Annotated in this window: 21 protein-coding genes; 16 read left to right on the top strand and 5 right to left on the bottom strand. The window is 68.6% G+C overall.

Translation table 11 applies throughout. The features are described from left to right. Window positions 1–12: 12 nt before the first annotated feature. The 3 genes from yidD to rpmH are packed head-to-tail and all read right to left on the bottom strand — an operon-like array spanning window position 13 to window position 813. On the bottom strand, window positions 13–306 hold the full coding sequence (gene yidD, locus ACFQRE_RS02120) for a membrane protein insertion efficiency factor YidD (protein ID WP_380118356.1): 294 nt from the start codon (window positions 304–306) through the stop codon (window positions 13–15). Further along, on the bottom strand, window positions 303–668 hold the full coding sequence (gene rnpA / locus ACFQRE_RS02115) for a ribonuclease P protein component (protein WP_380118354.1): 366 nt from the start codon (window positions 666–668) through the stop codon (window positions 303–305). Before rnpA ends, yidD begins: the two co-directional genes overlap by 4 nt. A gap of 7 nt (window positions 669–675) precedes the next feature. After that, window positions 676–813 carry a 50S ribosomal protein L34 gene (rpmH, locus tag ACFQRE_RS02110; RefSeq protein ID WP_040884819.1) on the bottom strand — a complete coding sequence of 46 codons (138 nt, stop codon included), beginning with the start codon at window positions 811–813 and terminating at the stop codon, window positions 676–678. Between the two features lie 402 nt (window positions 814–1,215). Between rpmH and dnaA the strand changes: the two genes are divergently transcribed. The 10 genes from dnaA to ACFQRE_RS02060 all read left to right on the top strand — a co-directional run bounded on the left by dnaA (window position 1,216) and on the right by ACFQRE_RS02060 (window position 13,853). After that, window positions 1,216–2,766, top strand: a complete 1,551-nt coding sequence (gene dnaA, locus ACFQRE_RS02105) for a chromosomal replication initiator protein DnaA (protein ID WP_380120385.1) — start codon at window positions 1,216–1,218, stop codon at window positions 2,764–2,766. Between the two features lie 725 nt (window positions 2,767–3,491). After that, the gene (gene dnaN / locus ACFQRE_RS02100; RefSeq protein ID WP_380118352.1) at window positions 3,492–4,625 is read left to right on the top strand and encodes a DNA polymerase III subunit beta; all 1,134 of its coding nucleotides are present in this window, start codon (window positions 3,492–3,494) and stop codon (window positions 4,623–4,625) included. 132 nt (window positions 4,626–4,757) lie between these two features. Continuing rightward, window positions 4,758–5,882: a phosphogluconate dehydrogenase (NAD(+)-dependent, decarboxylating) gene (gene gnd, locus ACFQRE_RS02095; RefSeq protein ID WP_380118350.1), complete on the top strand. Its 1,125-nt coding sequence runs from the start codon at window positions 4,758–4,760 to the stop codon at window positions 5,880–5,882. A 9-nt stretch (window positions 5,883–5,891) separates the two neighbouring features. Further along, the gene (gene recF, locus ACFQRE_RS02090) at window positions 5,892–7,088 is read left to right on the top strand and encodes a DNA replication/repair protein RecF (protein ID WP_380118347.1); all 1,197 of its coding nucleotides are present in this window, start codon (window positions 5,892–5,894) and stop codon (window positions 7,086–7,088) included. Then, a complete protein-coding gene (locus ACFQRE_RS02085) occupies window positions 7,081–7,665 on the top strand; it encodes a DUF721 domain-containing protein (RefSeq protein ID WP_380118345.1) in 585 nt (194 codons plus the stop codon). Before recF ends, ACFQRE_RS02085 begins: the two co-directional genes overlap by 8 nt. Window positions 7,666–7,783: 118 nt before the next feature. Then, on the top strand, window positions 7,784–8,233 hold the full coding sequence (locus ACFQRE_RS02080; protein WP_380118342.1) for a winged helix-turn-helix transcriptional regulator: 450 nt from the start codon (window positions 7,784–7,786) through the stop codon (window positions 8,231–8,233). Between the two features lie 23 nt (window positions 8,234–8,256). Then, window positions 8,257–8,598 (top strand): thioredoxin family protein, encoded by a 342-nt coding sequence (locus tag ACFQRE_RS02075; protein ID WP_380118339.1) that lies wholly within the window; start codon window positions 8,257–8,259, stop codon window positions 8,596–8,598. Window positions 8,599–8,655: 57 nt separating this feature from the next. After that, a complete protein-coding gene (locus tag ACFQRE_RS02070; RefSeq protein ID WP_380118337.1) occupies window positions 8,656–10,077 on the top strand; it encodes a protealysin inhibitor emfourin in 1,422 nt (473 codons plus the stop codon). Between the two features lie 120 nt (window positions 10,078–10,197). Next, window positions 10,198–13,005, top strand: a complete 2,808-nt coding sequence (locus ACFQRE_RS02065) for an alpha/beta fold hydrolase (RefSeq protein WP_380118333.1) — start codon at window positions 10,198–10,200, stop codon at window positions 13,003–13,005. Further along, on the top strand, window positions 13,002–13,853 hold the full coding sequence (locus tag ACFQRE_RS02060) for an ABC transporter permease (RefSeq protein ID WP_380118330.1): 852 nt from the start codon (window positions 13,002–13,004) through the stop codon (window positions 13,851–13,853). The genes ACFQRE_RS02065 and ACFQRE_RS02060 overlap by 4 nt, the downstream gene beginning before the upstream one ends. Here the strand turns inward: ACFQRE_RS02060 and ACFQRE_RS02055 are convergent. After that, a complete protein-coding gene (locus ACFQRE_RS02055; RefSeq protein WP_380118328.1) occupies window positions 13,846–16,485 on the bottom strand; it encodes an AMP-binding protein in 2,640 nt (879 codons plus the stop codon). The genes ACFQRE_RS02060 and ACFQRE_RS02055 overlap by 8 nt on opposite strands. An 84-nt stretch (window positions 16,486–16,569) precedes the next feature. Between ACFQRE_RS02055 and ACFQRE_RS02050 the strand changes: the two genes are divergently transcribed. From ACFQRE_RS02050 to ACFQRE_RS02025, 6 genes are all read left to right on the top strand, one after another. Then, window positions 16,570–17,616, top strand: a complete 1,047-nt coding sequence (locus ACFQRE_RS02050; RefSeq protein WP_380118325.1) for an extracellular solute-binding protein — start codon at window positions 16,570–16,572, stop codon at window positions 17,614–17,616. A 10-nt stretch (window positions 17,617–17,626) separates the two neighbouring features. Next, on the top strand, window positions 17,627–19,279 hold the full coding sequence (locus tag ACFQRE_RS02045; protein WP_380118321.1) for an ABC transporter permease: 1,653 nt from the start codon (window positions 17,627–17,629) through the stop codon (window positions 19,277–19,279). Continuing rightward, a complete protein-coding gene (locus tag ACFQRE_RS02040; RefSeq protein ID WP_380118318.1) occupies window positions 19,276–20,394 on the top strand; it encodes an ABC transporter ATP-binding protein in 1,119 nt (372 codons plus the stop codon). Before ACFQRE_RS02045 ends, ACFQRE_RS02040 begins: the two co-directional genes overlap by 4 nt. A gap of 365 nt (window positions 20,395–20,759) precedes the next feature. Next, the gene (locus tag ACFQRE_RS02035) at window positions 20,760–21,773 is read left to right on the top strand and encodes a methionine ABC transporter ATP-binding protein (RefSeq protein WP_380118316.1); all 1,014 of its coding nucleotides are present in this window, start codon (window positions 20,760–20,762) and stop codon (window positions 21,771–21,773) included. Then, the gene (locus ACFQRE_RS02030; protein WP_380118313.1) at window positions 21,770–22,453 is read left to right on the top strand and encodes a methionine ABC transporter permease; all 684 of its coding nucleotides are present in this window, start codon (window positions 21,770–21,772) and stop codon (window positions 22,451–22,453) included. The genes ACFQRE_RS02035 and ACFQRE_RS02030 overlap by 4 nt, the downstream gene beginning before the upstream one ends. A 124-nt stretch (window positions 22,454–22,577) precedes the next feature. Next, window positions 22,578–23,429 carry a MetQ/NlpA family ABC transporter substrate-binding protein gene (locus tag ACFQRE_RS02025; protein ID WP_380118310.1) on the top strand — a complete coding sequence of 284 codons (852 nt, stop codon included), beginning with the start codon at window positions 22,578–22,580 and terminating at the stop codon, window positions 23,427–23,429. Between the two features lie 41 nt (window positions 23,430–23,470). On the opposite strand, the gene ACFQRE_RS02020 is transcribed toward ACFQRE_RS02025, so the two are convergent. Next, window positions 23,471–24,256, bottom strand: coding sequence for a metallophosphoesterase family protein (locus ACFQRE_RS02020; protein ID WP_380118308.1), 786 nt, complete (start codon window positions 24,254–24,256; stop codon window positions 23,471–23,473). Between the last annotated feature and the right edge of the window lie 6 nt (window positions 24,257–24,262).

Raw genomic sequence — 24,262 nt, 5'->3', positions numbered from 1 at the left:
GCTGCGTGTGGGTCAGGTGGTGGTCTCGTGGGGGATGTGCCGAGCGATGAGCTCGCCATCAGCGACTTCCCCGGGCAGTGGTGGAACGTGGTCGACCCCGCCGGCCGCCCAGGGGTGACACCTGCCCAACCGACGGAGCGTGAGCCAGGTTCCCTTGAACACGCCGTACCGACCAAGGGCGGTCACGGCATACGCAGAGCAGGAGGGGTAGTAGCGGCAGGTCGCCGGGCGCATGGGCGACAGGACCAGTTGGTAGGCACGCACGAGCCACACGAGGGGCTTGGCAGCGACCTGACCCAACGTCATCGGGCGACCTCAAAACGGCGAATTACCTTGTGCAGCAACGGTTTCAGCGATTCAGAGAGCTCAGCGAACGTCGCTTTGGCGGCGGCCGGCTGTGCTCGGACCACGACGTCAACACCCGCCGGTATGCCGGCCAGCTCGCTGGCGATCGCGGCGCGCAGTCGGCGTTTGGTCCGGTTGCGAACGACCGCGTTGCCCACGGCCTTGGACACGACGAAACCGACCCGCGGCGGGAGTCCCGCACGAGAGTCGGTCACGTTGGCGTGCACCACAAGGATCCTCGATCCCGCTCGCATCGCACCAGGGGAACGGATCGCCGACGCGAATTCCGACCGCTCACGCAGTCGGTTCGGCGCCGGCAGCACCGAAGCCTCAGGCGGAGAGTTCGGAGCGGCCCTTGCGGCGACGGGCACCGAGGATGGCGCGACCCGCACGGGTGCGCATGCGCAGACGGAAGCCGTGGGTCTTGGACCGACGACGAGTGTTGGGCTGGAACGTACGCTTGCTCACGGTGAATCTCTTCTCACGGGACGGACCCATACGGACAAAAACCGCATGGTTTGGGGCTGTCTGGGTCGTGCTGGCTCAGAGGCTGTGGGCAGGCGTCGACGGCCGCCACAACAGGCCTCACAAAGGTACGGGAGAGCGGCATACCGGGTCAAACTCGCGGGAGAAAACCCGCCGCGCAGCGAAGAACCCCCTATGCTCTCACCTCACGGTGTCAACATCTGGCACGACACGCGGGGCGTACGTGCAGGTGGCGGCTTCGTAGACTGTTTCGGCTTGCCGCGGGCGCACCCCCTTGTTAGCGTCACTGCGCATACCCACAGTCTGTGGAGAACTCTGTGGACATCCTCGGTTCCAAGCACGAATGACACGGAAGGTTCGGGTGACCAGGTGCCGGATGTCGGGATGGACCAGATCTGGCGCACCACCCTCGACGCGCTCGACTCTGACGGTATCCCCGTCCAGCAGCGCGCCTTTCTCTCCCTCGCCAAGCTCGTGGGACTGCTCGATGAGACCGCTCTCATCGCTGTCCCGAACGACTTCACCAAGGACATCGTCGAGACCCGGTTACGTGATCGAGTCACCGAGACCTTGAGCAGTCAGCTCGGTCACGACGTGAGACTCGCCGTCACGGTCGACCAGTCCCTGGCCGATGTGCCCGCCGTCGCTCCCGCCGATTCGGCGTCGGTCGACGGCGAGGGCGCCGACCAGGCCTCGCGCACTGCCACGACCATCGGGATCGAACCAGGTCCCACCGATGCCGACGGGCGCCGCGCCAAGCGCCGGGCCGAGCTCGACGGAATCGCCCTGGTCGAGGATGACGAGGACGAGAACGACAACCGGAACAACAGCGCCATCGGCCGCACCCGCTCGCCCGGAGCCCTGCGCCCCCGACCCGGTGTGACGGTCCCCGAGCAGGTCGAGCTGACGCGCCTCAACCCGAAGTACACCTTCGACACCTTCGTCATCGGTGCCAGCAACCGCTTCGCGAACGCTGCTGCCCTCGCGGTCGCCGAGACGCCGGCCAAGGCCTACAACCCGCTGTTCATCTATGGCGAGTCCGGTCTGGGCAAGACGCACCTGCTCCACGCCATCGGGCACTACGCGCGCAACCTCTTCCCGCACGTCAAGGTGCGCTACGTGAACTCCGAGGAGTTCACCAACGACTTCATCAACAGCATCCGCGACGACAAGGCCGCGAACTTCCAGCGCCGTTATCGCGACGTCGACGTGCTCCTCATCGACGACATCCAGTTCCTCCAGGGCAAGGTGCAGACGCAGGAAGAGTTCTTCCACACGTTCAACACCCTCCACAACGCCAACAAGCAGGTCGTCATCACGAGCGACCTGCCCCCAAAGCTGCTCAGTGGCTTCGAGGAGCGCATGCGCAGTCGGTTCGAGTGGGGCCTCATGACCGACGTGCAGCCGCCCGACCTCGAGACCCGCATCGCGATCCTGCGCAAGAAGGCCGCCCAGGAGAAGCTCAGCGTCCCCGACGACGTGCTCGAGTTCATCGCCTCGCGGATCACGACCAACATCCGTGAGCTCGAGGGCGCCCTCATCCGCGTCACGGCGTTCGCCAGCCTCAACCGCCAGCCGGTCGACATCTCGCTCGCCGAGATCGTGCTCAAGGACCTCATCCCGCACGACTCCGCGAACCAGATCACGAGCGCGACGATCATGGCGCAAACGGCTGCCTACTTCGGTCTGACGCTCGAGGACCTGCAGGGGCAGTCGCGTTCCAGGGTGCTCGTGACGGCCCGCCAGATCGCGATGTACCTGTGCCGCGAGCTCACCGACCTGTCCCTGCCCAAGATCGGGCAGCAGTTCGGCGGCCGTGACCACACGACGGTCATGCACGCCGACAAGAAGATCCGCCAGCTGATGGCCGAACGGCGCGCGATCTACAACCAGGTGACCGAGCTGACGAACCGGATCAAGCAACAAACCCGCTGACCCCCTCCTCTTCGTGCCCCTTACGGACGTGCGAGGGCAGCGAGCTTGTCCGTCAGGGGCACGAAGAGGAAGTTCAGTTTCGACGTGCGAGGGCACCGAGCTTGTCCGTCAGGGGCACGAAGACGGGTTCGGGTCTGGTTGTCCACAGGTTGATCCACAGCTGTGGGTGCCTCGTCACCTGTTCGTCACCTTGGCGCATCCGCACGGCTCCGGGACGCCTCCGTCCACGGTGTGTGGAGAACTCTGTGGACAACTCCGCTTGTGGACAACATGGGGATCGCGCGAAACCGCTCTTCATCCCCAATCCCTGTGGACAACTGTGGACAACCGCCTCAGAGGGGTGGATGACAGGTGTCTTCGCCGTGGACGAGCCGAAAAGCCGACGTGGCCGTCAACAGGTGAGTGTCATTCGTCCACACACCGTCCACGTTCCGTCCACGGCCTCCATGGGCCGCTGACCTGCACAGACAACGAGTTGTCCACAGGATCCACACCTCCTACAACTCTGACGAGATCCCCCTATCAATTGTTCTGCCCCGAGGACCTGCTTGTGGAATGCCGACCGAGAGCCCGACAAATGACAACATCCGACTCGGGTGTCCCCGCTCACTCCCGTGCACTAATGTCATCTTTCCCGCTTGCCTGCGCCTCCTGGCGCCCGGCGCTTGGCGGTCATGGATGTTGTTGTGCCTGTTGCAGCCCAAACACAGTTAGGTCGGTATGCCGTGAAGTTCCGCGTCGAGCGTGAAGTCCTGGCCGAGGCGGTCACCTGGGTCGCCCGCGGACTTCCTGCGCGCCCTCCCGTGCCCGTCCTTGCCGGCATCCTGATCGAGGCGAGCGACGAGGGCACCGTGACGCTCTCGGCGTTCGACTACGAGGTGTCCGCTCGTCTGACCGTGCCCGCCGAGGTCGCGGAGTCAGGAACCGTGCTCGTGCTCGGCCGCCTGCTCGCCGACATTTCCCGCAACCTGCCCAACAAGCCGGTCGACGTCGAGGTGTTGGGTTCCAAGGTCCAGGTCGTGTGTGGCTCGAGCCGCTTCAGCCTGCTGCAGATGCCCTCCGACGACTACCCGACGCTGCCGTCCTCGCCGGAGCCGAGTGGTTCCATCGACGGCCAGCTCTTCACCCAGGCCGTCAACCAGGTCTCGATCGCGGCCGACCGCGGCGACACCCTGCCGATCCTCACCGGCGTCCGCGTCGAGATCGAGGGCGACAAGATGACGCTTCTCGCGACCGACCGCTACCGCTTGGCCATGCGTGAGCTCACGTGGAACCCCACCGACAGCGCTGCCAGCCACATCGTTCTCGTCCCGGCCCGCACCCTCGCCGACACGGCCCGCTCCCTGGGCGCCTCCGGCTCGATCGACGTCGCGCTCGGTTCCGCTGCTGGCGGCGACGGGCTCGTCGGCTTCGAAGCCGGGTCCCGCCGCACGACCACACGCCTGCTCGATGGGGAGTACCCCAAGGTCAGCTCGATCTTCCCGACGACCTCCGAGACGGAGTCGGTCGTCAGCACGGCCGATCTCGTCGAGGCCGTCAAGCGTGTGGCCCTGGTCGCCGAGCGCAACACTCCCGTGCGCCTGCGCTTCACCGAGGGCCAGGTCGCGATCGAGGCCGGCACGGGCGAGGACGCCCAGGCCAGTGAGGCCGTCGAGGCCACCCTCACCGGGCCCGATGTCGAGGTCGCGTTCAACCCCGGCTTCCTCCTGGACGGACTGGGCGCCGTCGGCACCGAGTTCAGCCGGCTCTCGTTCACCCAGCCGTCGCGTCCGGCCGTCCTCAGCGGCCAGGCCGAGGCCGACGGCGAGGCCGACACCAGCTATCGCTACGTCATCATGCCGGTGCGCTTCGCGAGCTGACCGGCGTAGCCTGACGAAGCAGTCGTGCGTCAGGAAGCCACAAGGTATGCCGCTCACGAGGGTGAGCACGCGGCATACCTGCGACTGTTCACATTCCGCAAGCAGCACCTCCGTCACGTGAAGGGGTAGTCAATGCAACTGGGACTCATCGGGCTCGGCAAAATGGGCGGCAACATGCGCGAGCGCATCCGTCGTGCCGGTCACGAGGTCGTGGGTTTCGACCGCAACCCCGCCGTGTCGGACGTCAAGACGCTCGCGGCGCTCGTGAAGAAGCTCGATGCTCCCCGCGTCGTGTGGGTGATGGTGCCGCACGGCGACCCGACTCGCGAGACCGTTGCCAAGCTCGGCGAGCTGCTCGACAAGGGCGACCTCGTCATCGACGGTGGCAACAGCCGTTTCACCGATGACATCGAGAACGAGAAGGCGCTCAGGGCCAAGGGCATCGGCTACCTCGACTGCGGTGTCTCGGGCGGGATCTGGGGCCTGGACAACGGCTACGGCCTCATGGTTGGCGGCACGAAGGCCAATGTTGCCAAGGCGATGCCGATCTTCGATGCGCTGCGGCCCGAGGGTCCGCGCGACGAGGGCTTCGTCCACGCCGGCGACATCGGTGCGGGCCACTACGTGAAGATGGTGCACAACGGCATCGAGTACGGCCTGATGCACGCGTACGCCGAGGGCTACGAGCTCCTCGAGAAGAAGGACATCGTCAAGGATGTCCCTGGGTCGTTCAAGGCCTGGAGCCGTGGCACCGTCGTCCGCTCCTGGCTGCTCGACCTCATGGTCAAGGCGCTCGAGGAGAACCCGCACCTCGACGACATCTCGGACTACACCGCCGACTCCGGCGAGGGTCGCTGGACCGTCGAGGAGGGCATCGCCAACTCGGTGCCCATGCCGGTCATCGCCGCGTCGCTGTTCGCTCGGTTCGCCTCGCGCCAGGAGTCGTCGCCCACGATGCAAGCCGTCGCGGCGCTGCGCGGTCAGTTCGGTGGGCACCAGGTCATGACCTCGGCCGAGGGCGAGAAGCTGCGCACCGAGACTGCTGCCGGTCCGAAGTCAGCCGCCGCCACGAAGGCCAAGGTTGCCCCCCAGGAGAAGTCACCCAAGAGCGCTCCCAAGGCTGCCGCCAAGGGACGCAAGGCCGCAGCTGCAGGTCCGTCGTCCGGCTCGGGTTCCACCGGTGCCTCCGGCCCGACGTCCGGGACGGGTTCCACCAAGGCGGGCTCGACGCGGAAGCGCCCCGCCACGAAGACCTGAGCGAGTTAGGTGTACGTCCGGCACCTCACCGTCGGCGACTTCCGGAGCTATCCGAGCGCCGAGCTCCCGCTTGAGCCAGGCATCACGACGTTCGTCGGGCTCAACGGGCAGGGCAAGACCAACCTCGTCGAGGCGATCGGCTACCTCGCGTCGCTGTCGAGTCACCGCGTCGCGAACGACGCGCCGCTCGTGCGGTTCGGTGCGGCCCAGGCGATCATCCGCGGCGCCGTCGTACGCGATGGTCGCGAGACCCTGGTCGAGCTCGAGATCACCCCGGGGCGGGCGAACCGGGCGCGGCTCAACAAGTCGCCACTGACCCGAAGCCGTGACGTGTTGGGGCAGGTGCGGACCGTCCTGTTTGCCCCCGAGGACCTTTCGCTCGTCAAGGGTGACCCGTCGGAGCGTCGGCGCTTCCTCGATGACCTGCTCGTGGCTCGGCAGCCTCGGTGGGCCGGCGCCCGGGGTGACTATGACCGAATCCTCAAGCAGCGCAACGCTTTGCTGAAGTCGGCCGCGCCGGTGCTGCGGGGCCGGGGCAAGCAGCGTCGGCCCGTTGAAGGTGTCGATACGGTGTCGGAGAGGGAGGCGGCGCTGCACACGTTGGACGTGTGGAACGCCCAGCTCGCCCAGGTCGCCGCTCCCCTGCTCTATGCCCGGCTGCGGTTGCTCCGGGATCTGGCGCCGTTGCTCGGCAAGGCCTATGACGAGGTCAGTGCCGGGCAGTCCGATGCTCGGGTGAGCTACAAGGCTTCTCTACGTGAGGAATTCGCGGCCCGGATCGCTGGCGGCGAGGTGCCGGAGCTCGAGGAGTTGCATGCCGAGCTCCTGGCGTCCTTTGCCGAGGTCCGTGGCCAGGAGATCGAGCGCGGAGTGACGTTGGTGGGGCCGCACCGCGACGACGTCGTCCTCACCCTCGGCGAGCTGCCGGCCAAGGGCTATGCCAGCCACGGCGAGAGCTGGTCGTTCGCGCTGGGACTCAAGCTCGCGGCATACCACCTCCTTCGTCACGATCTCGGCGACGACCCTGTGCTGATCCTCGACGACGTCTTTGCCGAGCTCGATGCCGGCCGGCGCGAACGGCTCGCGGCCATGGTCGTCGACTGCGAGCAGGTGCTCATCACCGCGGCGGTCGAGGCGGACGTTCCGTCCGAACTCCGCGGACGCACGTATGCCGTGTCGCTGGGTGAGGTGACCGCGCGTGAGTGACGATCCGAATCTGCCTGTGGGACAGGGGGATTCGTCATCGTCAGGCGATGGTGACGAGGAACTGGTTTCACGTGAAACGCCGGAGGACTTCCTGAGCGCGCCCGCGGATGCGTTGTCCCGGGCTCGGGCGGCGGCGCGATCGCGGGGTCTGCGGCCGGGGATCAAGCCGAAGCGTCGGTTCAAGGACGTGCCCGATGGGCTTGGCGGGCGCAAGAGTGGGCGCGATCCGATGCTGCTCGGTGATGAGCTCGACTCGTTCGTGAGTGAGCGGGGCTGGAAGGTCGACGTTGCCGTGGGGGCCGTCATCGGACGGTGGTCCACGATCGTCGGCGAAGACGTTGCGCAGCACTGCCACCCGGTCGAGTTCGTCGACTCGGTGCTCACGGTGCGGGCCGACTCGACGGCGTGGGCGACGAACCTGCGCCTCATGTCGACGACCCTCATGGGGAGCCTGGCGCGTGAGGTCGGCGAGGGGACCGTGACCCAGATCAAGGTGGTCGGGCCCAGCGCACCGTCCTGGTCCAAGGGAATGCGGCGCGTGCAGGACGGCCGCGGCCCACGCGACACCTACGGCTGACCGGCGTGTGATGCGCAAGGTCATGCCAGGCGCGTCAGATCTGACGCCCTTGGCCTGACCTTCATCGGCGCGTTGGCCCGGTGACCGCTACCTGAGTTCATGGTCTAGACTCAGAACTGTGAGAACACAGCTCGGTGACACGCTCAGGGTGATCGGTGAACGCTCGGCGCTGATGGTCATCCAGGAGGTGTCGCTCGGCGTTCGCCGCTTCGATGAGCTGCAGGTCGCCACGGGAGTGCCGAGGGCAGTGCTTTCCGACCGGCTCCGGCGCCTCACCGATGCAGGAATCCTGGCAACCCGCGTGTATCGAGTGCCGGGCAGCCGGGCGCGGTCCGAATACACGATGACGCCGGCCGGGAGCGATCTGCTCCCGGTCCTTGCCGCGATCTCCGACTGGGGAGCGCGGCACCGGCTCACCGACGGCCACGAGGCGATCGATGGATTCGGTGAGCGTGACGTCGACTATCGACACGTCGCCTGTGGCGGCCATGTCACCGCGGTCCTCGTCTGCGAGTGCGGCCAACAGATCACGCCCGAGAAGAACCTGGTCGCCCAGGTCAACCGTTAGTCACCCGACAAAGGAGAGGCCCCATGACCCTGACCACCACCACCGACGCCACCTTCAGGGAGGACGTCCTGGCGTCCTCACTCCCCGTCCTCGTGGACTTCACCGCGAACTGGTGCCCGCCGTGCCGCGCGATCGCTCCGGTGCTGGACCTGATCGCGACGGACGAGGTCGGCCGGATGAAGGTTGTCTCGCTCGACGTCGACGAGAACCCCAAAACCGCGCTGGCGTATGGCGTTCTGTCGATGCCGACGCTCGCCCTGTTCGTGGATGGCGTCGTTGTCTCACAGAGGGTCGGCGCCCGATCGCGGCCCCAGATCATGCGCGAACTCGAGCCACACCTCGGTGCGCAGATCGCGTCTCGCTGACCCGCGGCGGCAACCTGTCGGGGTGCGGGTGTCGGTGCGCCGCGTGAGGATGGACGCATGATGACGCACCCGGCCCCGTACCCCTGCTCGATCGTGCCGCCCTATCTGCTCGAGGCGCTGGCCACGTCGGGAGACCCGGCGGTCGAGTTGCGCGCTCGCGAGACCCTGCGCATCGACCAGCTCCGCTACGAGCAGCACGCCCGCGAACACTCCCTGCGCGGCACTGGTGCTGCCGCGAGCCGGCGCGCCAACCGGGCCACGACGGACGACGCACCCAACCGGCTGATCCACGACGCCAAGAACGGCACGACCCTGCCCGGCACCCCGGTGCGCGCCGAGGGTGAGCCGGCCACGGACGATGTCGCGGTCACGCAGGCCTACGACGGACTGGGCGCGACCTGGGAACTGTGGCACGCGGCATACGCCCGCAACTCCCTAGACGACAAGGGGCTCGGCCTCGTCGCGTCCGTGCACTACAGCACCAACTACGACAACGCGTTCTGGGACGGGTCGCAGATGGTCTTCGGTGATGGCGACGGCGAGGTGTTCCTTGGTTTCACCCGAAGCCTCGACGTCATCGGTCACGAGCTGGCGCATGGGGTCACGCAGTACACCTCTGGGCTGAACTACCAGGACCAGGCAGGCGCCCTCAACGAGCACATCTCCGATGTCTTCGGCATCCTCGTCAAGCAACGCAGCCTGGGGCAGAGTGCCGAGCAGTCGGACTGGATCATCGGCGCCGAGCTGCTCGCACCGGGCGTCAAGGGCGTGGGGCTGCGTTCGATGAAGGCGCCCGGCACCGCCTATGACGACCCGCGCCTGGGCAAGGACCCGCAGCCGGGGCACATGGACGACTTCGTGGTCACCGATGACGACAACGGTGGCGTCCACATCAACTCCGGCATCCCCAACCGCGCGTTCCACCTCGTCGCGACGACGCTCGGCGGCAACGCGTGGGAGGCCGCCGGAGCCATCTGGTATGCCGCGATCACCGGTGACATCAAGGCGGACTGCGACTTCACGACCTTCGCCTCACTCACCGAGGCGGCCGCCGTCACCGCGCATGGCGAGGACTCGGCGCAGGTCGACGCCGTGCGAAGTGCGTGGCGCGAGGTGGGTGTCACCCAGGGCGCCGAACCGGCCCCGGGCCCTGCTCAGGCGCCGTCCTCAACGCCGGCCCCGACTCCGAATTCGGACGCACCGAGCCGGGTGCAGGTGCGTCGCACGGGTGGTTTCGCCGGAATCGTGCGCGAGAAGACGGTCGTGCTCGACGAGCTGCCGGAGACGGACGCGTCGCAGTGGCGCAGCCTCCTCGCCGGCCCGACTCCCCAACTGCAGGCGTATGCCGGTGGCCGGACCCAGCCGGACCGCTTCTGTTACGGCGTGAGCTGCGAGATTCCGCCGCTGGACCTGACGATCCAGGAGCCGGCCCTGCCGAACCATGTGCGCGAGCTGTTCGACCGGACCCTCGAGGCCTGACGCCGCACCGCCGGTTGGCCTGGCCGGGCCCAACGGAACCACTTTTGGGTGCCGAAGCGTTCGTCGGTTGTGCGGATGACGCAGCGCGGCTCAGCGGACTCCGTCGGGAGAGGATGAGCCATGCAGCGGCCCGTTCCACGTCCCCGCCGGTCCTTCGCGACCGCTGCAGTTCTCGCCCTGGCCAGTCTCGTCGTTCTCGTGGGCCCCGCGGTGTCTGCTCCTGCGGTGTCTGCTCCCGCCGTGTCTGCTGCCGCCGCGACTGCTGAACGGGCCTTGACGACGACGAATCAGTTCGTCGACGTCGGCGCCGAGGCCGATGGCACCCCCGTGCGCCTCGACACCCGGCTCTACCTGCCGGCAGGAACCGGGCCGCATCCGGCCGTCCTCCTTGCTCACGGCTTCGGCGGGAGCAAGCAGAGCGTCGACGCGCAGGCCAAGGAGTTTGCCGCAGACGGCAACGTGGTGCTCACCTTCTCGGCCCGGGGCTTTGGTGGTTCCGGCGGCAGGATCCACCTGAACTCACCGGACTTCGAGATCCGCGACGGCATGGCCCTGCTGGATGTCCTTGCCGCGCGTGCCGAAGTCCGCCGTGACGGGGACAAGGACCCCCGGGTGGCGGTCGTCGGGGCGTCGTACGGCGGGGCATTCGCGTTGATGCTGGCGGGCGTGGACCAGCGCGTCGACGCCACCGTCGCCGCGATCACGTGGAACGACCTCTCGACGTCGCTCTTCCCCCAGGCGGCGCAGGGCAGCACGACGCCCGGCCCCTACAAGCAGCTGTGGGGCACGCGCTTCTTCACCGCGAGCGTCGGCTCGGTCGGGGCGGCGCCTGCCAAACCCGCCGACGTCCTGTGCGGCCGCTTCGACCTCACGCTGTGCGGCGAGCTGCAGGCAGCCGCCGAATCCGGGCGGCCGAGCCCCGAGCTCACGGCGACCCTGCGCCGCAACAGCCCGCGCGACACCATCGCTGGCGTCACCGCACCGACCCTCCTCGTCCAGGGCGAGACGGACACCCTCTTCGGACTGGACCAGGCCGACGCCAACGCCGCGGGTCTCGCCACCCACGGGACGCGCCACGCGGTGCGCTGGACCGACGGCGGGCACGACAGCGCCTCCTCGAACCCGGGGCTCGACGAGGACGCGGCCCGGACCTGGATCCGGACCTACCTCGGTGGCTCGCGGACAGATCCCCTTCCGGTGCCGGCCTTCACGTACTCGCTGCCCGTCCCCCGGAACAGCGAGACGGCGCCGGTCGCCACCCTGGACAGCTATCCCGGCCTGCGGGGCAGCACCGAGCAGCTCCCGCTGCGCACCCCCGCCGAACCGACCGTCCTCCTCACCCCGCCTGGCGGACAACCGAATTCGATGACCTCAATCCCCGGCCTGGGCTCCCTGCAACTGCCGACCTACCGGCTCGCGGCTCTGCCCGGCATGTCCGCCGCCTTCGACACCGGCATCCTGTCGCGCTCGCTGACCGTCGTGGGGACGCCGACGCTCAAGCTCTCGGTCACGTCCACGGGAAGGGAGGCGACGCTCTTCGTCTCGCTCTGGCGGGTGGAAGGTTCCGACGCCGTCCAGCAGCGCTCGCTCACCGCGCCGGTCCGGGTGGCACTGACACCCGGCAAGGCCACGGACGTCACGGTCGAGCTCCCGTCGTCGGTCTGGTCGATGGCCGCCGGGAGCCAGTGGCGCGTGCTGGTCACGTCGACCGACAACGCCTTCACCGTCCCGCGGGAAGCTCGGGCCGACCGCGTCACGCTCGCCTCGCCCACCCTCACCCTGCCCACCGCGAACGGCACGATCCTGCCATCGACGACCGAGCGCGACACCGAGTCCCTCGCCCTCACCGGGGGCATCCTCGCGCTGCTGGCCGGGATCACCGGGTCGGCGCTCCTTCGCCGCCGCCGTCGACACCGTGAGGTCGTGCGCGAGGACTACGCCGACGTCCCCCTCGTCGTGGACCAGCTCGTCAAGACGTATGCCGACGGGCACCGTGCCGTCGACAACGTGTCGTGGCGAGCCGAACGCGGTCAGGTCGTCGGACTCCTTGGCCCGAACGGAGCCGGCAAGACCACGACGATGCGGATGATGCTCGGCCTCATCACCCCCGACTCGGGGTCGGTGCACGTCCTGGGTCGAGCAGTTCACCCGGGCTCGGAGGTGCTCAGCCGCGTCGGTGCGCTCGTCGAAGGTCCCGGTTTCCTCCCGCACCTCACCGGGCGCGAGAACCTCAGGGCCTATTGGGCTGCGACCGGACGCCCGCTGGACGAGGCCGGGCTCGACGAGGCCCTGTCGGTCGCTGCCCTCGGGGGTGCCCTGGACCGACCGGTTCGGACCTACAGCCACGGCATGAAGCAGCGCTTGGGCATCGCCCAGGCCATGCTCGGCCGACCCGAAGTCCTCTTCCTCGACGAACCGACCAACGGTCTCGACCCACCCCAGATTGCCGCGATGCGACCGATCCTGCAGTCGTATGCCGCGTCTGGCCGAACCGTTGTCGTCTCGAGCCACCTGCTCGCCGAGGTCGAACTGACCTGCAGCCACGTCGTGGTCATGCATGCCGGCAAGGTCGTCACTGCGGGGCCGGTCTCGGATCTCCTCTCGAGCGACGACACCACCGTCTTCGAGTTCGCGTCGCTCGGGGCGCTGGAACCGGCGCGGACCGCGCTCGCAGACATGCACGGCATACGCTCGGTCGAAATCATCGACGACCCATCGAAGCCGACCCTCACTGTCGTCTCCGACCGACCTCGCGAAGCGGTCGTGCGGGAGCTCGTCGCGTCGGGCGCCGACGTCGTCGGAGTGGGCAGCCGGCGCCACCTGGAGGAGGTCTTCCTCGGGGTCATCGCGTCGTCGCAAGGGTCGACGGACGACGGGAGCGGGGACGCCTCGCTCATCGAGAGGCTGCGACAGGTGAGAGCGCGATGAGCGAAACCACGAAGAGCCGACCCGTGAGCAAGCCACTGTCCTGGCGGGCCGAACTCCGGCGCCAGCTCGGCCGACGCCGGACCCTCTGGGTCGCCGGAATCGTCGCCGTCCTCCCCCTCATCCTCGTGGCGGCGTTCTCGCTCGACGACGACCCGGGCCGCCCGGGAGACACCACCGTCCGGCTCGTCGACCTCGCGACGAGTGGCGGCCCGAACTTCACCGTCTTCATGCTCGTCGTGTCGGCCGAGCTGTTGCTCTTCATCGTTGCTGCGCTCTTTGCCGGTGACCCCGTTCCGGCCGAGGCCTCGTGGGCGTCGTTGCGCTACCTGCTCACCGCGCCGGTCAGCCGGGCTCGCCTCCTCACGAGCAAGCTCGTCGTCGGGTTCCTCTCGACCGCGGCCCTGGTCGTCGTCCTGCCCGCGTGGGCCCTGCTCGTCGGGACGCTCGCCTATGGCCCGCAACCCTTCTCGATCCTCGGCGGCGGCGAGATGGCGTGGGGGCAGTGGCTGCCGCGCATGCTGATCGCGATGGGCTACGTCCTCGTGACGATCGCCCCGGTCGGTGCCTTCTCGTTCTGGGTGGGAGTGCGCAGTCAGACCCCGCTCGCCGCGGTCGGTGGCGCGTTGATCCTCCTCATCGTCTCCGGCATCCTCGACTCGATCGACGCCCTGGGCGACTGGCGCAAGGCACTGCCCGGCCACTACTCACGAGCGTGGCTCGACCTGCTCGTCGACGGCCCGATCGAGTGGGTCGACCTGAGGCACGGGGCGCTGTGGTCGGTCCTCTACACGGTGCTCTTCGTCGCGCTCGGCTACCGCCGCTTCCGCCGCCAGGACATCCTCAGCTGAGGCCGCGGCCGGACTCGGCGGGAGCCGAGGGAGCCGGCGCTCGCAGCCGCCCCGACACCGTCGCGCCGATCCACCGGGCGCAAGGTTCGATGATCGGCGACGCTCCACGCCAGGCGATCCAGCCGGTGGCCACCGACACCACGGCACCCAACAGTGAGTAGCCGGCGCGACCCATGACCTCGAACTGCACGAGGTAGATGAACAGCGAGGCCGATGCGAGTGGCACGAGCACCGGGACGAGGAAGGCCGGGACGCAAATGGATCGCACCCACAGGAGGGTGAGCAGCCCGGCGGCGATGACCAGTTCGCGGGACGGGGTTCCGAAGAACCCGGGCACTGCAACGGCCACGTATGCCGTGAGCAGCACTCTCTGCCACGTCCGGTCCGCGCGAGCCATGGCCCACCCGAGGGCGAACAGCCACAGGACCATCGCGGGGCGACCGTTCTCGTGGTGCGAACCCACTCCGACGAGCCCGAACCGGAACACCAGCCCGGCGAGCGCCAGACCCAGCGGAAACGCGAACGGTCGGGCCCGCTCGAGCCGGTCGATCGCGGGCACACAGAGCAACACGGCGAGGCCGGCCAACAGGTGGACGAGCGCCTCGACGAACCAGTAGCGCCACTGGATGTGCCCCGCCCCGCCGCCCACCGAGGTCAGCAGCGCAGCGTTCCACCAGGAGAACCGCTCATCGATGACAACGATGACGCCGATCCACACCGCGCTGGGCAGGGCGATGCGCGTGATGGACTCGAGGATGTGGGCGACCCTGTCCGACCGCTCGGCGTCGGAGAGCTGGAACCGCGCGAACGCGTAGCCCGCCACGGCCAACAGCACGTGGGCCCCACCACGCACCTCCAGCACGCCCGCGTGGGTGAGGACGATGAGCGCGATGGCCAGGGCCCGGAGCACGACCGACGTCTCGAGGACCCGCCCACGCAGCCAGCTCGGGATGCGTCGGTGCCTGGCGGAAGTGGCAGGGCTTGCGCCGTGTAACGCCGCGAGGTCGGCCACGGACCGGACGTGCCAGGAGGTCGGCAGCGTCCCCAACAGGCCCTCGAGCCGCACCGACATCTCGACGTACGAGAGCGAGTCGCCGCGCAGGCTGACGAACGAGTCCTCATCGGTGGCATCCGGACGATCCAGCAGGTCGGCGTACAGCCGCCGCACCTCCTCGACCTGAACCCCCGACTTCGTGCCCCAGACGGACACACGTGCCGGCCCTTCGGCCGCCGACGCGTGTCCGTCTGGGGCACGAAGTCGAACTTGGCTCGCGAGGCCCGGGCGGTCGACCTTGCCCGAGCCCGTGCGGGGAATCTCGTCGACCGGGCCGACGACCACGGAGGCGCGCGGCACGGCATACCGCTCGCTCACCTGCCGCTGGACGGCTGAGATCTGCGGCTGGCTCGCGTGGACCAGCGCCACGAGGAGCCGGTCGTCACCATCCATGACGTATGCCGTGTGTCCGTCCGCGGCCAGGTCACCTTCGACGCGGTCGAGGTCGATGCGAAGTCCGCAGACCTTGGCGAAGCGGCTGAGTCGACCGACGATCTCGACGAGCCCGTCGGCGTCGACCCGGGCGAGGTCACCCGTGCGCAGGTCCTCGGTCTGCGCGCCGCGAACCAGGTCGGCGGGCGACTGGGCGTAGCCCATCATCACGTTGCCGCCCTCGTAGATGAGCTCACCGACGCCGGGTGCGGCGCCATCGACGGGCTCGATCCGAAGGTGCCCACCGCGCACGGCGAACCCGATGCTCGACGGGTGTGACGCCGCGAGATGCGTTGGGAGAGTTGCCATTCGGGCGGTGGCCTCGGTCTGGCCGTACATCACCGCCAACTCGAAGCCGCGATCCTCGCCCAGCTCCGCCCAGCGCCGGACGTCAGCCGGGTCCATGCGCCCACCAGCCTGGGTCAGCAACCGCAGCCGGGGCAGGGGCATCGAGGCAAACCCCACGGCGTCGAGCAGGTCGAACGTGTACGGCACCCCCGCCAGGGTCGTCCCACCTGCCGCAGTGAACGCGTCCCAGAAGCAGGTGTCCACGACGGACAGGTCGGTGAGCAGGACACTGGCGCCCACCGACAGGTGACTCAGCAGAACGGAGAGGCCGTAGGAGTACTGCAACGGCAGGGTCGTCGTCGCGACGTCGTCGGCACGCAACTCGAGAGCGTCAGCGATCTGCCCTGCGTTGCAGTCGAGATTCGAGGCGCTCAGCCGGACGAGCTTGGGTGAACCCGTACTCCCCGAGGTCGACAGGAGCAGGGCGAGATCGGGATGGAGAGCATGGGCACTCCCGGGGCGCCGCGCCTCGAGCATCGGCCCGCGTGCCAGGACGTCGGGGTCGTAGGCCTCCACCAGACCTGACTCCCCCGGCGCCGTGACGATGACCGGGTGTCCACCCGCAAGGGCGGCGAGGAGCGTGACGACCGACTCGACATCGTTCGCGGCCTCGAGCAGCACGAGTCGCGGAGTCTCCCCGAGCGCACGGCGACGTTCGTCGACTCGGTCCGCGAGGGCGGCATACGCCATGGTGTGCAGTCCGGAAGGCCCCGCCCACTGGAGCGCGGTGGCACTGCCGAAGGACCGCAGGCGCCCGACAAGGGCAACTCGGTGCTGGGGCAGGGCGGGAGCCGTCACAGGTGCAGATGATAGGGGGATTTGGTATGCCTTACCTAACTCCGCAAGAATGTGGCGTCAGCGCCACACCTCTCAGGAGTCCCCGTGCCCTCTCGTCGCTCTCACCGTCCGCTTCGCGTGGCCTTCGCCGGCGTCGTTGCCGCGGCCACGGTGCTTCCCCTGGCCGGTTGTGGGGTGCTCGGCATCGGGGGCAGCAACGCCGATCTCCAGATCTACTCGGCGCGCCACTACGACCTCGAAGGTGCCTTCAAGGACTTCCAGGACGAGACCGGGATCAGCGTCGAGTTCATCTCGGGCAACGACGCCGAGCTGCTCCAGCGCCTCAAGGCCGAGGGCGCTGACGGTGAGGCCGACGTGTTCATGACCGTCGATGCGGGTGCTCTCTGGAATGCCGGCGACGAGGGCGTCCTCAAGCCGATCACGTCCCCGGCGCTGACGGAGGCCGTTCCCGCCGACCTGCGTGACAGTGGCAACCAGTGGTTCGGCCTCGCGATGCGTGCCCGCACCACGATGTACAACCCGGACAAGGTCAAGCCGACCGACTTCGACGCGACGAACACGTATGCCGGCCTGACCGACAGCAAGTGGAAGGGCCGCCTCTGCATGCGCGACTCCACCTCGGCCTACACGCAGAGCCTCGTGGCCAGCCTCATCGACCTCGACGGCCGCGAGAGGACCCTCGCCACCGTCAAGGGTTGGGTGGCCAACGGTGTCGACATCAAGTCCAACGACGTCGAGCTGCTCAAGGCGATCGACGCTGGCACCTGCGACGTGGGCATCACGAACCACTACTACCTCGCCCGCGAGCTCAAGAAGAAGCCCGACCTCAAGGTCACGCCGTTCTGGGCCTCGCAGTCCGGCGCCGGCACGCACGTCAACATCTCTGGGGCGGGAGTCGTCAAGACCTCCGACAACGCCGCCCAGGCGCAGCAGCTCATCGAGTGGCTCGCGACCAAGGGTCAGAGCGCGTTCGTCGACGGCAACCACGAGTACCCCGTCAACGCGTCCGTGAAGCCCGAGCCGGTCATCGCGAATTTCGGCGAGTTCACGCGCATGCCGCTGTCCGCGCAGGCCTATGGGTCCCAGAACGCCGAGGCGGTCGAGGTCCTGTCCGAGGCCGGCTACAAGTGATCGATCGCCCGTGAGCACTCGGGCCAGTCGTCTCGTCGGGACCGGCCGGGGACGGTGGTCGGCCATCGTGGTCATCATCGCGCTCGTCGTCTCGGTGCCCGTGGTCTCGGTGCTGGTCGCTGCGGTGGGCGCGGGTCGGCCGGCGTTGCCGGGTGACCTCGGCGAGATGGTGCTCACGACGGTGCTGTTGTTGGCGGCCGTCGGGGCCGGGACGGCGGTGCTCGGTGTCGGGTTGGCCTGGCTGGTCACGGCCTACGAGTTCCCGGGGCGGCGGCTCTTCTCGTGGATGCTCGTCCTGCCCCTGGCCATGCCGGCCTATGTGCTCGGCTTCCTCTTCCTGTCGACGTTCGGACCAGCGGGTATGCCGGCTCGCGGGGCCCGTGCCCTGGCTGGCGGTTCCGGTGTGGTCGAGCTGCTTTCCGGGCCGATCGGAGCTCCGATCGTCCTGACCCTCACGCTCTATCCCTACGTCTACCTGCTGGCGCGGGCGTCCTTCCGCGGCCAGGGGCAGGCGACGTGGGACGCGGCCCGGATGCTCGGCGCGTCACCGTGGCGAGCGTTCCGCCAGGTGCTGCTCCCTCTGGCTCGACCGGCGCTCGCAGGTGGTCTTGCCGTCGTCATGATGGAGACGCTCACCGACTTCGCGACGGTCCAGTACTTCGGCGTCCGCACCGTCTCGGTCGGCGTCTACCTCACCTGGAAGGGCACGTTCGACTTCGCCTCAGCGGCCCAGCTGTCCGTCCTCGTCCTGGTGTTCGCGGTCATGGTCCTGACGGTCGAGCGGATCCTGCGCGGCGGGGCTCGCTACGACTCCCGCGGCGGCCACCGCCCGCCGGCCGCGCCTCACGTCCTCACGGGTGCCGGTCGGTGGTGGGCCTTCGCGGCAGCCGGTTCGGTCCTCGCCGTGGGCTTCGTCCTGCCGGTCCTGCAACTCGTGTGGTGGGCGGTGAAGTCGACGTTGGCCGACTCGTCGGCCCTCTCGACGAGTCGCTTCGCCACGAACCTCACCAACAGCGCGGTCATGGCCGCGCTCGCCGCGCTCGCATGCGTCACGCTCGCGCTGCTCCTCACTCACGGAGTGCGCATGACCGGGGGTCGTCTCGCCCGAAGTGCCGCGCAGCTCACGACCTTTGGGTATGCCGTGCCGGGCGCCGTCATCGGTATCGGCGTCCTTGTCGCCTTCGCGGCTCTCGATCGATGGCTCGAGGCGTGGGGGGTGCCCGGCGGGACGGGTCTCGTCGTGACGGGTTCGGTCATCGGCATTTTGGTGAGCTACGTCGTGAGGTTCCTGGCGCCGGCATACCAAGCGGTCGATGCGAGTTTCACGGCGATCTCGCCGTCGGTGACCAACTCGGCGTTCTCGTTGGGGGCCTCGCCGGTGCGGGTGCTGCGCCGGGTCCACCTGCCGCTGTCCCGGTCGGGCATCGCGGTCGCACTCGTGCTCGTGGCCGTCGACGCCGTGAAAGAGTTGCCCCTCGTGCTGCTCCTTCGTCCTTTCGGCTTCACCACCGTGTCGGTGTGGGTCTACGAGCTGGCCAACGAGAACTTCTGGGAGCAGGCCGCCCTGCCGGCGCTGCTGATCGTGGCGCTCGCGATCGTGCCGGTGTGGTTCCTCGTCCGGCAGGTCCGCTTGGCCGAACCGCACAAGCAGGTGATCTCATGACGTCCGCCCTCGAGGTCGCGGGAGTGTCCAAGAGCTACGGCTCGACCCCGGCCGTGCGTGCCCTGGGTCTGGTCGTCGAGCAGGGCGAGATCCTGGCCCTGATCGGCCCCTCGGGGTGTGGCAAGTCGACGCTGCTCCGTCTGGTCGCGGGCCTGGAACGTCCCGATGCCGGGATCGTCCGGGTCGGTGGTGACGTGGTCGCCGGGCCGACCTGGGTGCCGCCCGAACGACGGCGTGTCGGCCTGGTCTTCCAGGAGCACGCACTCTTCCCGCACCTGCGTGTCAGTGAGAACATCCGCTTCGGCCTCGATGGTCGGCCGCGGTCGGAGCAGGATGCTCGCGTCGTCGAGGTGCTGGAACTCGTCCACCTCGCGCACGTCGCGGATCGCTATCCGCACGAGCTCTCCGGTGGTGAGCAGCAGCGCGTCGCACTGGCTCGCGCGCTGGCCCCCCGACCGGCCGTCGTCCTGCTCGACGAGCCGTTCTCGTCCCTCGACGAGTCACTTCGGGCGCGGGTGCGCACCGACACGGTGGACGTCCTGCGTGCCACGGGCACCACCGCTCTCCTCGTCACCCACGACCAGACCGAAGCGCTCACGGTCGGCGACCGCATCGGTGTCATGCGCGAGGGCGTCATCGAGCAACTCGGTTCTCCCGACGAGGTTTTCGAGCGACCGGTGAGTCGGTTCGTCGCGTCCTTCATGGGTGACGCCGACTTCCTCCCGGCGTCGGTGGGGACGGACGGTCTCGCGTGCGAACTGGGTGTGGTCTCCCCACGAACCGACGTCGACGCGGCCGAGGTCGTGCTCCGACCGCACGAGGTGGCCCTCGCCCGCCTGACGTCTGCGGATGTGGCGGTTCTGGCAGCCGAATCCGCAGACGCAACGGTGAGGGAGGGGGAGGTGCAGGTGGGTGCAGGGGCGCGGGCCGTGGTGACGCGGGTCGAGTACCACGGGGCGTTCGTGCTGCACACCGTCCGCCTCGCGTCTGGGCGCACCCTGCGTTCGTGGCAGCCGCACTCGGTGCGTCACCCCGTCGGCACCCACGTTGAGGTGTCGCTCGTGCCGGGCATCGTCGCCAGCCTGCTCGTCGGCGAGCGCACCCTCACCTCCTGACGGCCCTCGCCCTCGTCAGGTGTGAGCGGGTGGCCGGGGGACCCCCGCGTCTTCGTGCCCCGCACGGACATCGGACCCCTGCGTCTTCGTGCCCCGCACGGACATCGGACCTCTGCGTCTTCGTGCCCCGCACGGACATCGGACCTCTGCGTCTTCGTGCCCCGCACGGACACCGGACTCCTGCGCTCGCGTGTCCGTGCGGGGCACGAAGTGCGTGTCCGTGCGGGGCACGAAGTGCGTGTCCGTGCGGAGCCCCCCGCTCGCGTGTCCGTGCGGGGCACGAAGACGGGGTCAGTGCGGGGCACGAAGACGGGGTCAGTGGTGTGGATTTGGTTATCGCTTGAATAACTTGACATTATGGGCGTGTGGTTGACATTTCATCGGACCAGCTGGCCCTGGCCGTCCGTGACCTGACCAAGGTCTTCGACGCTCGAGGGGCCACGGTCAAGGCCCTCGACGCAGTCTCCCTCGCGGTTCCCCGCGGCGAGATCCACGGCATCGTCGGGCGTTCCGGCGCCGGCAAATCGACCCTGATCCGTTGCCTCACCGGACTCGAACGCCCCACGTCGGGTGAGGTCGTCGTCGCCGGACAGGACATCACGACGCTGCGCGGCGAGGAGCTGCGCGCCGCCCGTCGCCAGTTCGGGGTCGTCCATCAGCACGCCAACCTCCTCGACTCCCGCACCGCCGCCGACAACGTCGCCCTCCCGCTGGAGATCGCCGGTTGGGACAAGGCCAGGCGCGATGCCCGGGTCGCCGAACTGCTCGACCTTGTCGGACTCGCCGACCGCGCCCAGAACCACCCCGGCCAGCTCTCCGGCGGACAGCAGCAGCGCGTCGGCATCGCCCGGGCCCTCGCCGCCGGCCCCGAGATCCTCCTGTGCGACGAGCCGACCTCGGCGCTCGACGCGAACACGACCGGCTCGATCCTCGCCCTGCTCCGCGAGCTGCGCGACCGCCTCGGTATCACCATCGTGATCATCACCCACGAGCCGTCGGTCGTCCGCGAGATCTGCGACGCCGTGACTCTCCTCGGTGATGGTGCGGTCGTCGAACAGGGCCGCCTCAGTGACGTCATCGCCGACCCCGCCACTCGCCTGCACCGCGAACTCATCCCCCTCGTCGAACCGGCACCCGCCGGGCTCGTGCGCCTCCAGGTCGCCCTGGGCCACCCCGACTCCACCGTCGGAACCATCGACGGGATCGTCGCCCTGCTGCGCCATGAGGGCATCGAGTCCGATGTCGCCGCAGCCACCGTCGAAACGATCGCCGGCCGCCGCGTCGGACGGCTCCTCATCGAGCTCGCCGACGCATCAACGACCGAGCCCGCCCGCGAACTTCTCGAGGCAGCCCGCCTCCACCCGGAGGTGGCGGCATGACCTTCAACGGCGACCCGACCTGGCTCGACAACCCGGTCATCACGCAGGGCCTGCCCAAGGCGCTCTGGGAGACCCTCGCCATGACCGTCGGCTCGGCCCTCATCACCGCAGTCCTGGGTGTCGTGGTCGGCGTCCTGCTGCACAACACCTCGTCCGGCGGCATCTCCCCCAACGTCGCGGTCAACCGCGTCCTCGGCGCCATCGTCAACGTGGGCCGCTCGCTGCCCTTCCTCATCCTGATGATCGCCATCATCCCGATCACGCGCTTCATCGCCGGGACCACGGTCGGCTGGCGCGCCATGATCGTGCCGCTCACGGTCGGAGCCGTGCCGTTCTTCGCGCGCCTCGTCGAAACGTCACTGCGCGAGGTGTCCTCCGGCAAGGTCGAGGCCGCGACGATCATGGGCGCGACCCGCTGGAACGTCACCCGCAAGGTCCTCCTCCCCGAGGCCCTGCCCGGCATCATCGCCGGCCTGACGACCACGGTCATCGCCCTCATCGGCTACAGCGCCATGGCGGGCGCCGTTGGTGGTGGCGGACTCGGTGCCACCGCAATGTCGTACGGCTACAACCGGTTTCAGACCGACGTCATGATCGCGGCCGTCGTGCTGCTCGTCGTCGTCGTGCAGCTCGTCCAGGTCGTCGGCGACCGAGTCGCGCGCGCCGTCGACCACCGCTGAGCCACCCCAAAACACCGCGGCGTATGCCGCCCGCTTCCGACAGCGTTGTCGGCTCACCTGATCCGCCGCCCAAGGCGGCATACCCACGTCGGTGACTCACCGGCATACCCGAAAGGAACCACCCATGTCCTCGCCCCGCCGTCCCGCACTCGTCGCCGGCATCGCCCTGTTCGCCGTCTCGAGCCTCGCGGCCTGTGGTGCCGGAGGCGGCGACTCGAGTGGTCCGAAGGCCAATGACAAGGGCATCACCACGCTCGTCATCGGCGCCTCACCGACGCCGCACGCCAAGATCCTCGAGTTCGTCGACGCCAACCTCGCTGCCAAGGCCGGTCTCGACCTCGACATCAAGAGCTTCGACGACTACGTGCAGCCGAACGTGCAGCTGTCCGAGGGCACGCTGGACGCGAACTACTTCCAGCACCAGCCGTACTACGACGCGCAGGTGAAGGACCGCGGCTACGACTTTGCGCACTACGCCGGCGTGCACATCGAGCCGTTCGCGCTGTACTCGAAGAAGATCAAGGACGTCGCGCAGCTTCCCGCCGGTGCTCAGGTCGGCATCAACAACGACCCGTCCAACCAGGGCCGCGCGCTCGAGCTGCTCGCCCAGGCCGGCGTCATCACGCTCAAGTCCGGCAAGGACGCGACGAACGCGACGATCTACGACGTCGACCAGAACGCCAAGAAGCTGAAGTTCGTCGAGACCGATCCGGCGCAGCTCGTGCGCTCGCTCGACGACCTCGACGTCGCCGTGATCAACGGCAACTACGCGCTCGAGGCCAACCTGTCCCCGTCCAAGGACGCCATCCTCGTCGAGGAGCCGGAGGGCAACCCCTACGCCAACTTCCTCACGGTGGCCAAGAAGGACGAGAACAACGCGTCCCTCAAGAAGCTCGACGAGCTGCTGCACTCGCCTGAGGTCAAGGCCTGGATCGAGAAGACCTGGTCCGACGGTTCGGTGCTCCCGGCCAACTGATCGGACTGTCTGCTCGCGCCACCGTCACCGGCTGCCACCGCTCATCGCTCGTGGTAGCCGGTGACCGCTTCTCCCGCCCGCCACTGCTCGAGGGACCCGCGGTAGATGCCGTGACGAAGCTCGAGCTCATAGCCCTCGTAGTGCGGCATGCCCGTCTCGCGGGCCACGGCCAGCTCGGCCTCGACGTCATAGGGCACGCGGACGTAGGCCACGGACCAGGGCGCCACGTCCTCGCTGCCGAACTCGCCCTCGAGGATGCAGTACATCGGGGTCGGGTCGCCCATGCAGTTGCCGACGCTGCCGGTGTTGAAGACGGTGCGGCCCTCGAGCTGGCACTCGTACATCGGGTCGTGGGTGTCGGCGTAGCCGATGAGGTCGGGGACCGGCCCGTCACCCGTGGCCGCCGTGTTGGAGAAGAGGCCCTCGAACTCGGCCTGGCTGCGGACGTAGCGCACGCGGCGGTGGACCGTCTCCTCGCTCGCATGGAACAGCCGGACGCGACGCCCACTGAGCCAGAAGTCGTGGCTGAACGGCAGCGACCGCAACCAGTCCCCCTGACCCGGGGCGAGCTGGTCCAGCCAGAACTGCAGCGCCTCGTCATTGCAGTCCCGCTCCGGATCAGGCAGGAAGTCGTCCCAGTTGCCGAGGATGTTGACCTCGCACCGTTGCTGTGACAGCTCGACGACCTCGCGCCCCCGCGGCCCTTTGCCGACGTGGTCCCCGAGGTTGAAGATGCGGCTGATCCGACGCCGATCGATGTCGGCGAGGACCGCTTCGTATGCCGTGAGGTTGCCGTGGACGTCGGACACCAACGCGATGCGTTCCATGCTCCG

Origin of the sequence: Knoellia pratensis, assembly GCF_042666395.1 — a bacterium.
Lineage (GTDB): Bacteria > Actinomycetota > Actinomycetes > Actinomycetales > Dermatophilaceae > Knoellia > Knoellia pratensis.
This window is presented reverse-complemented; position numbering and strand designations above follow the sequence as displayed.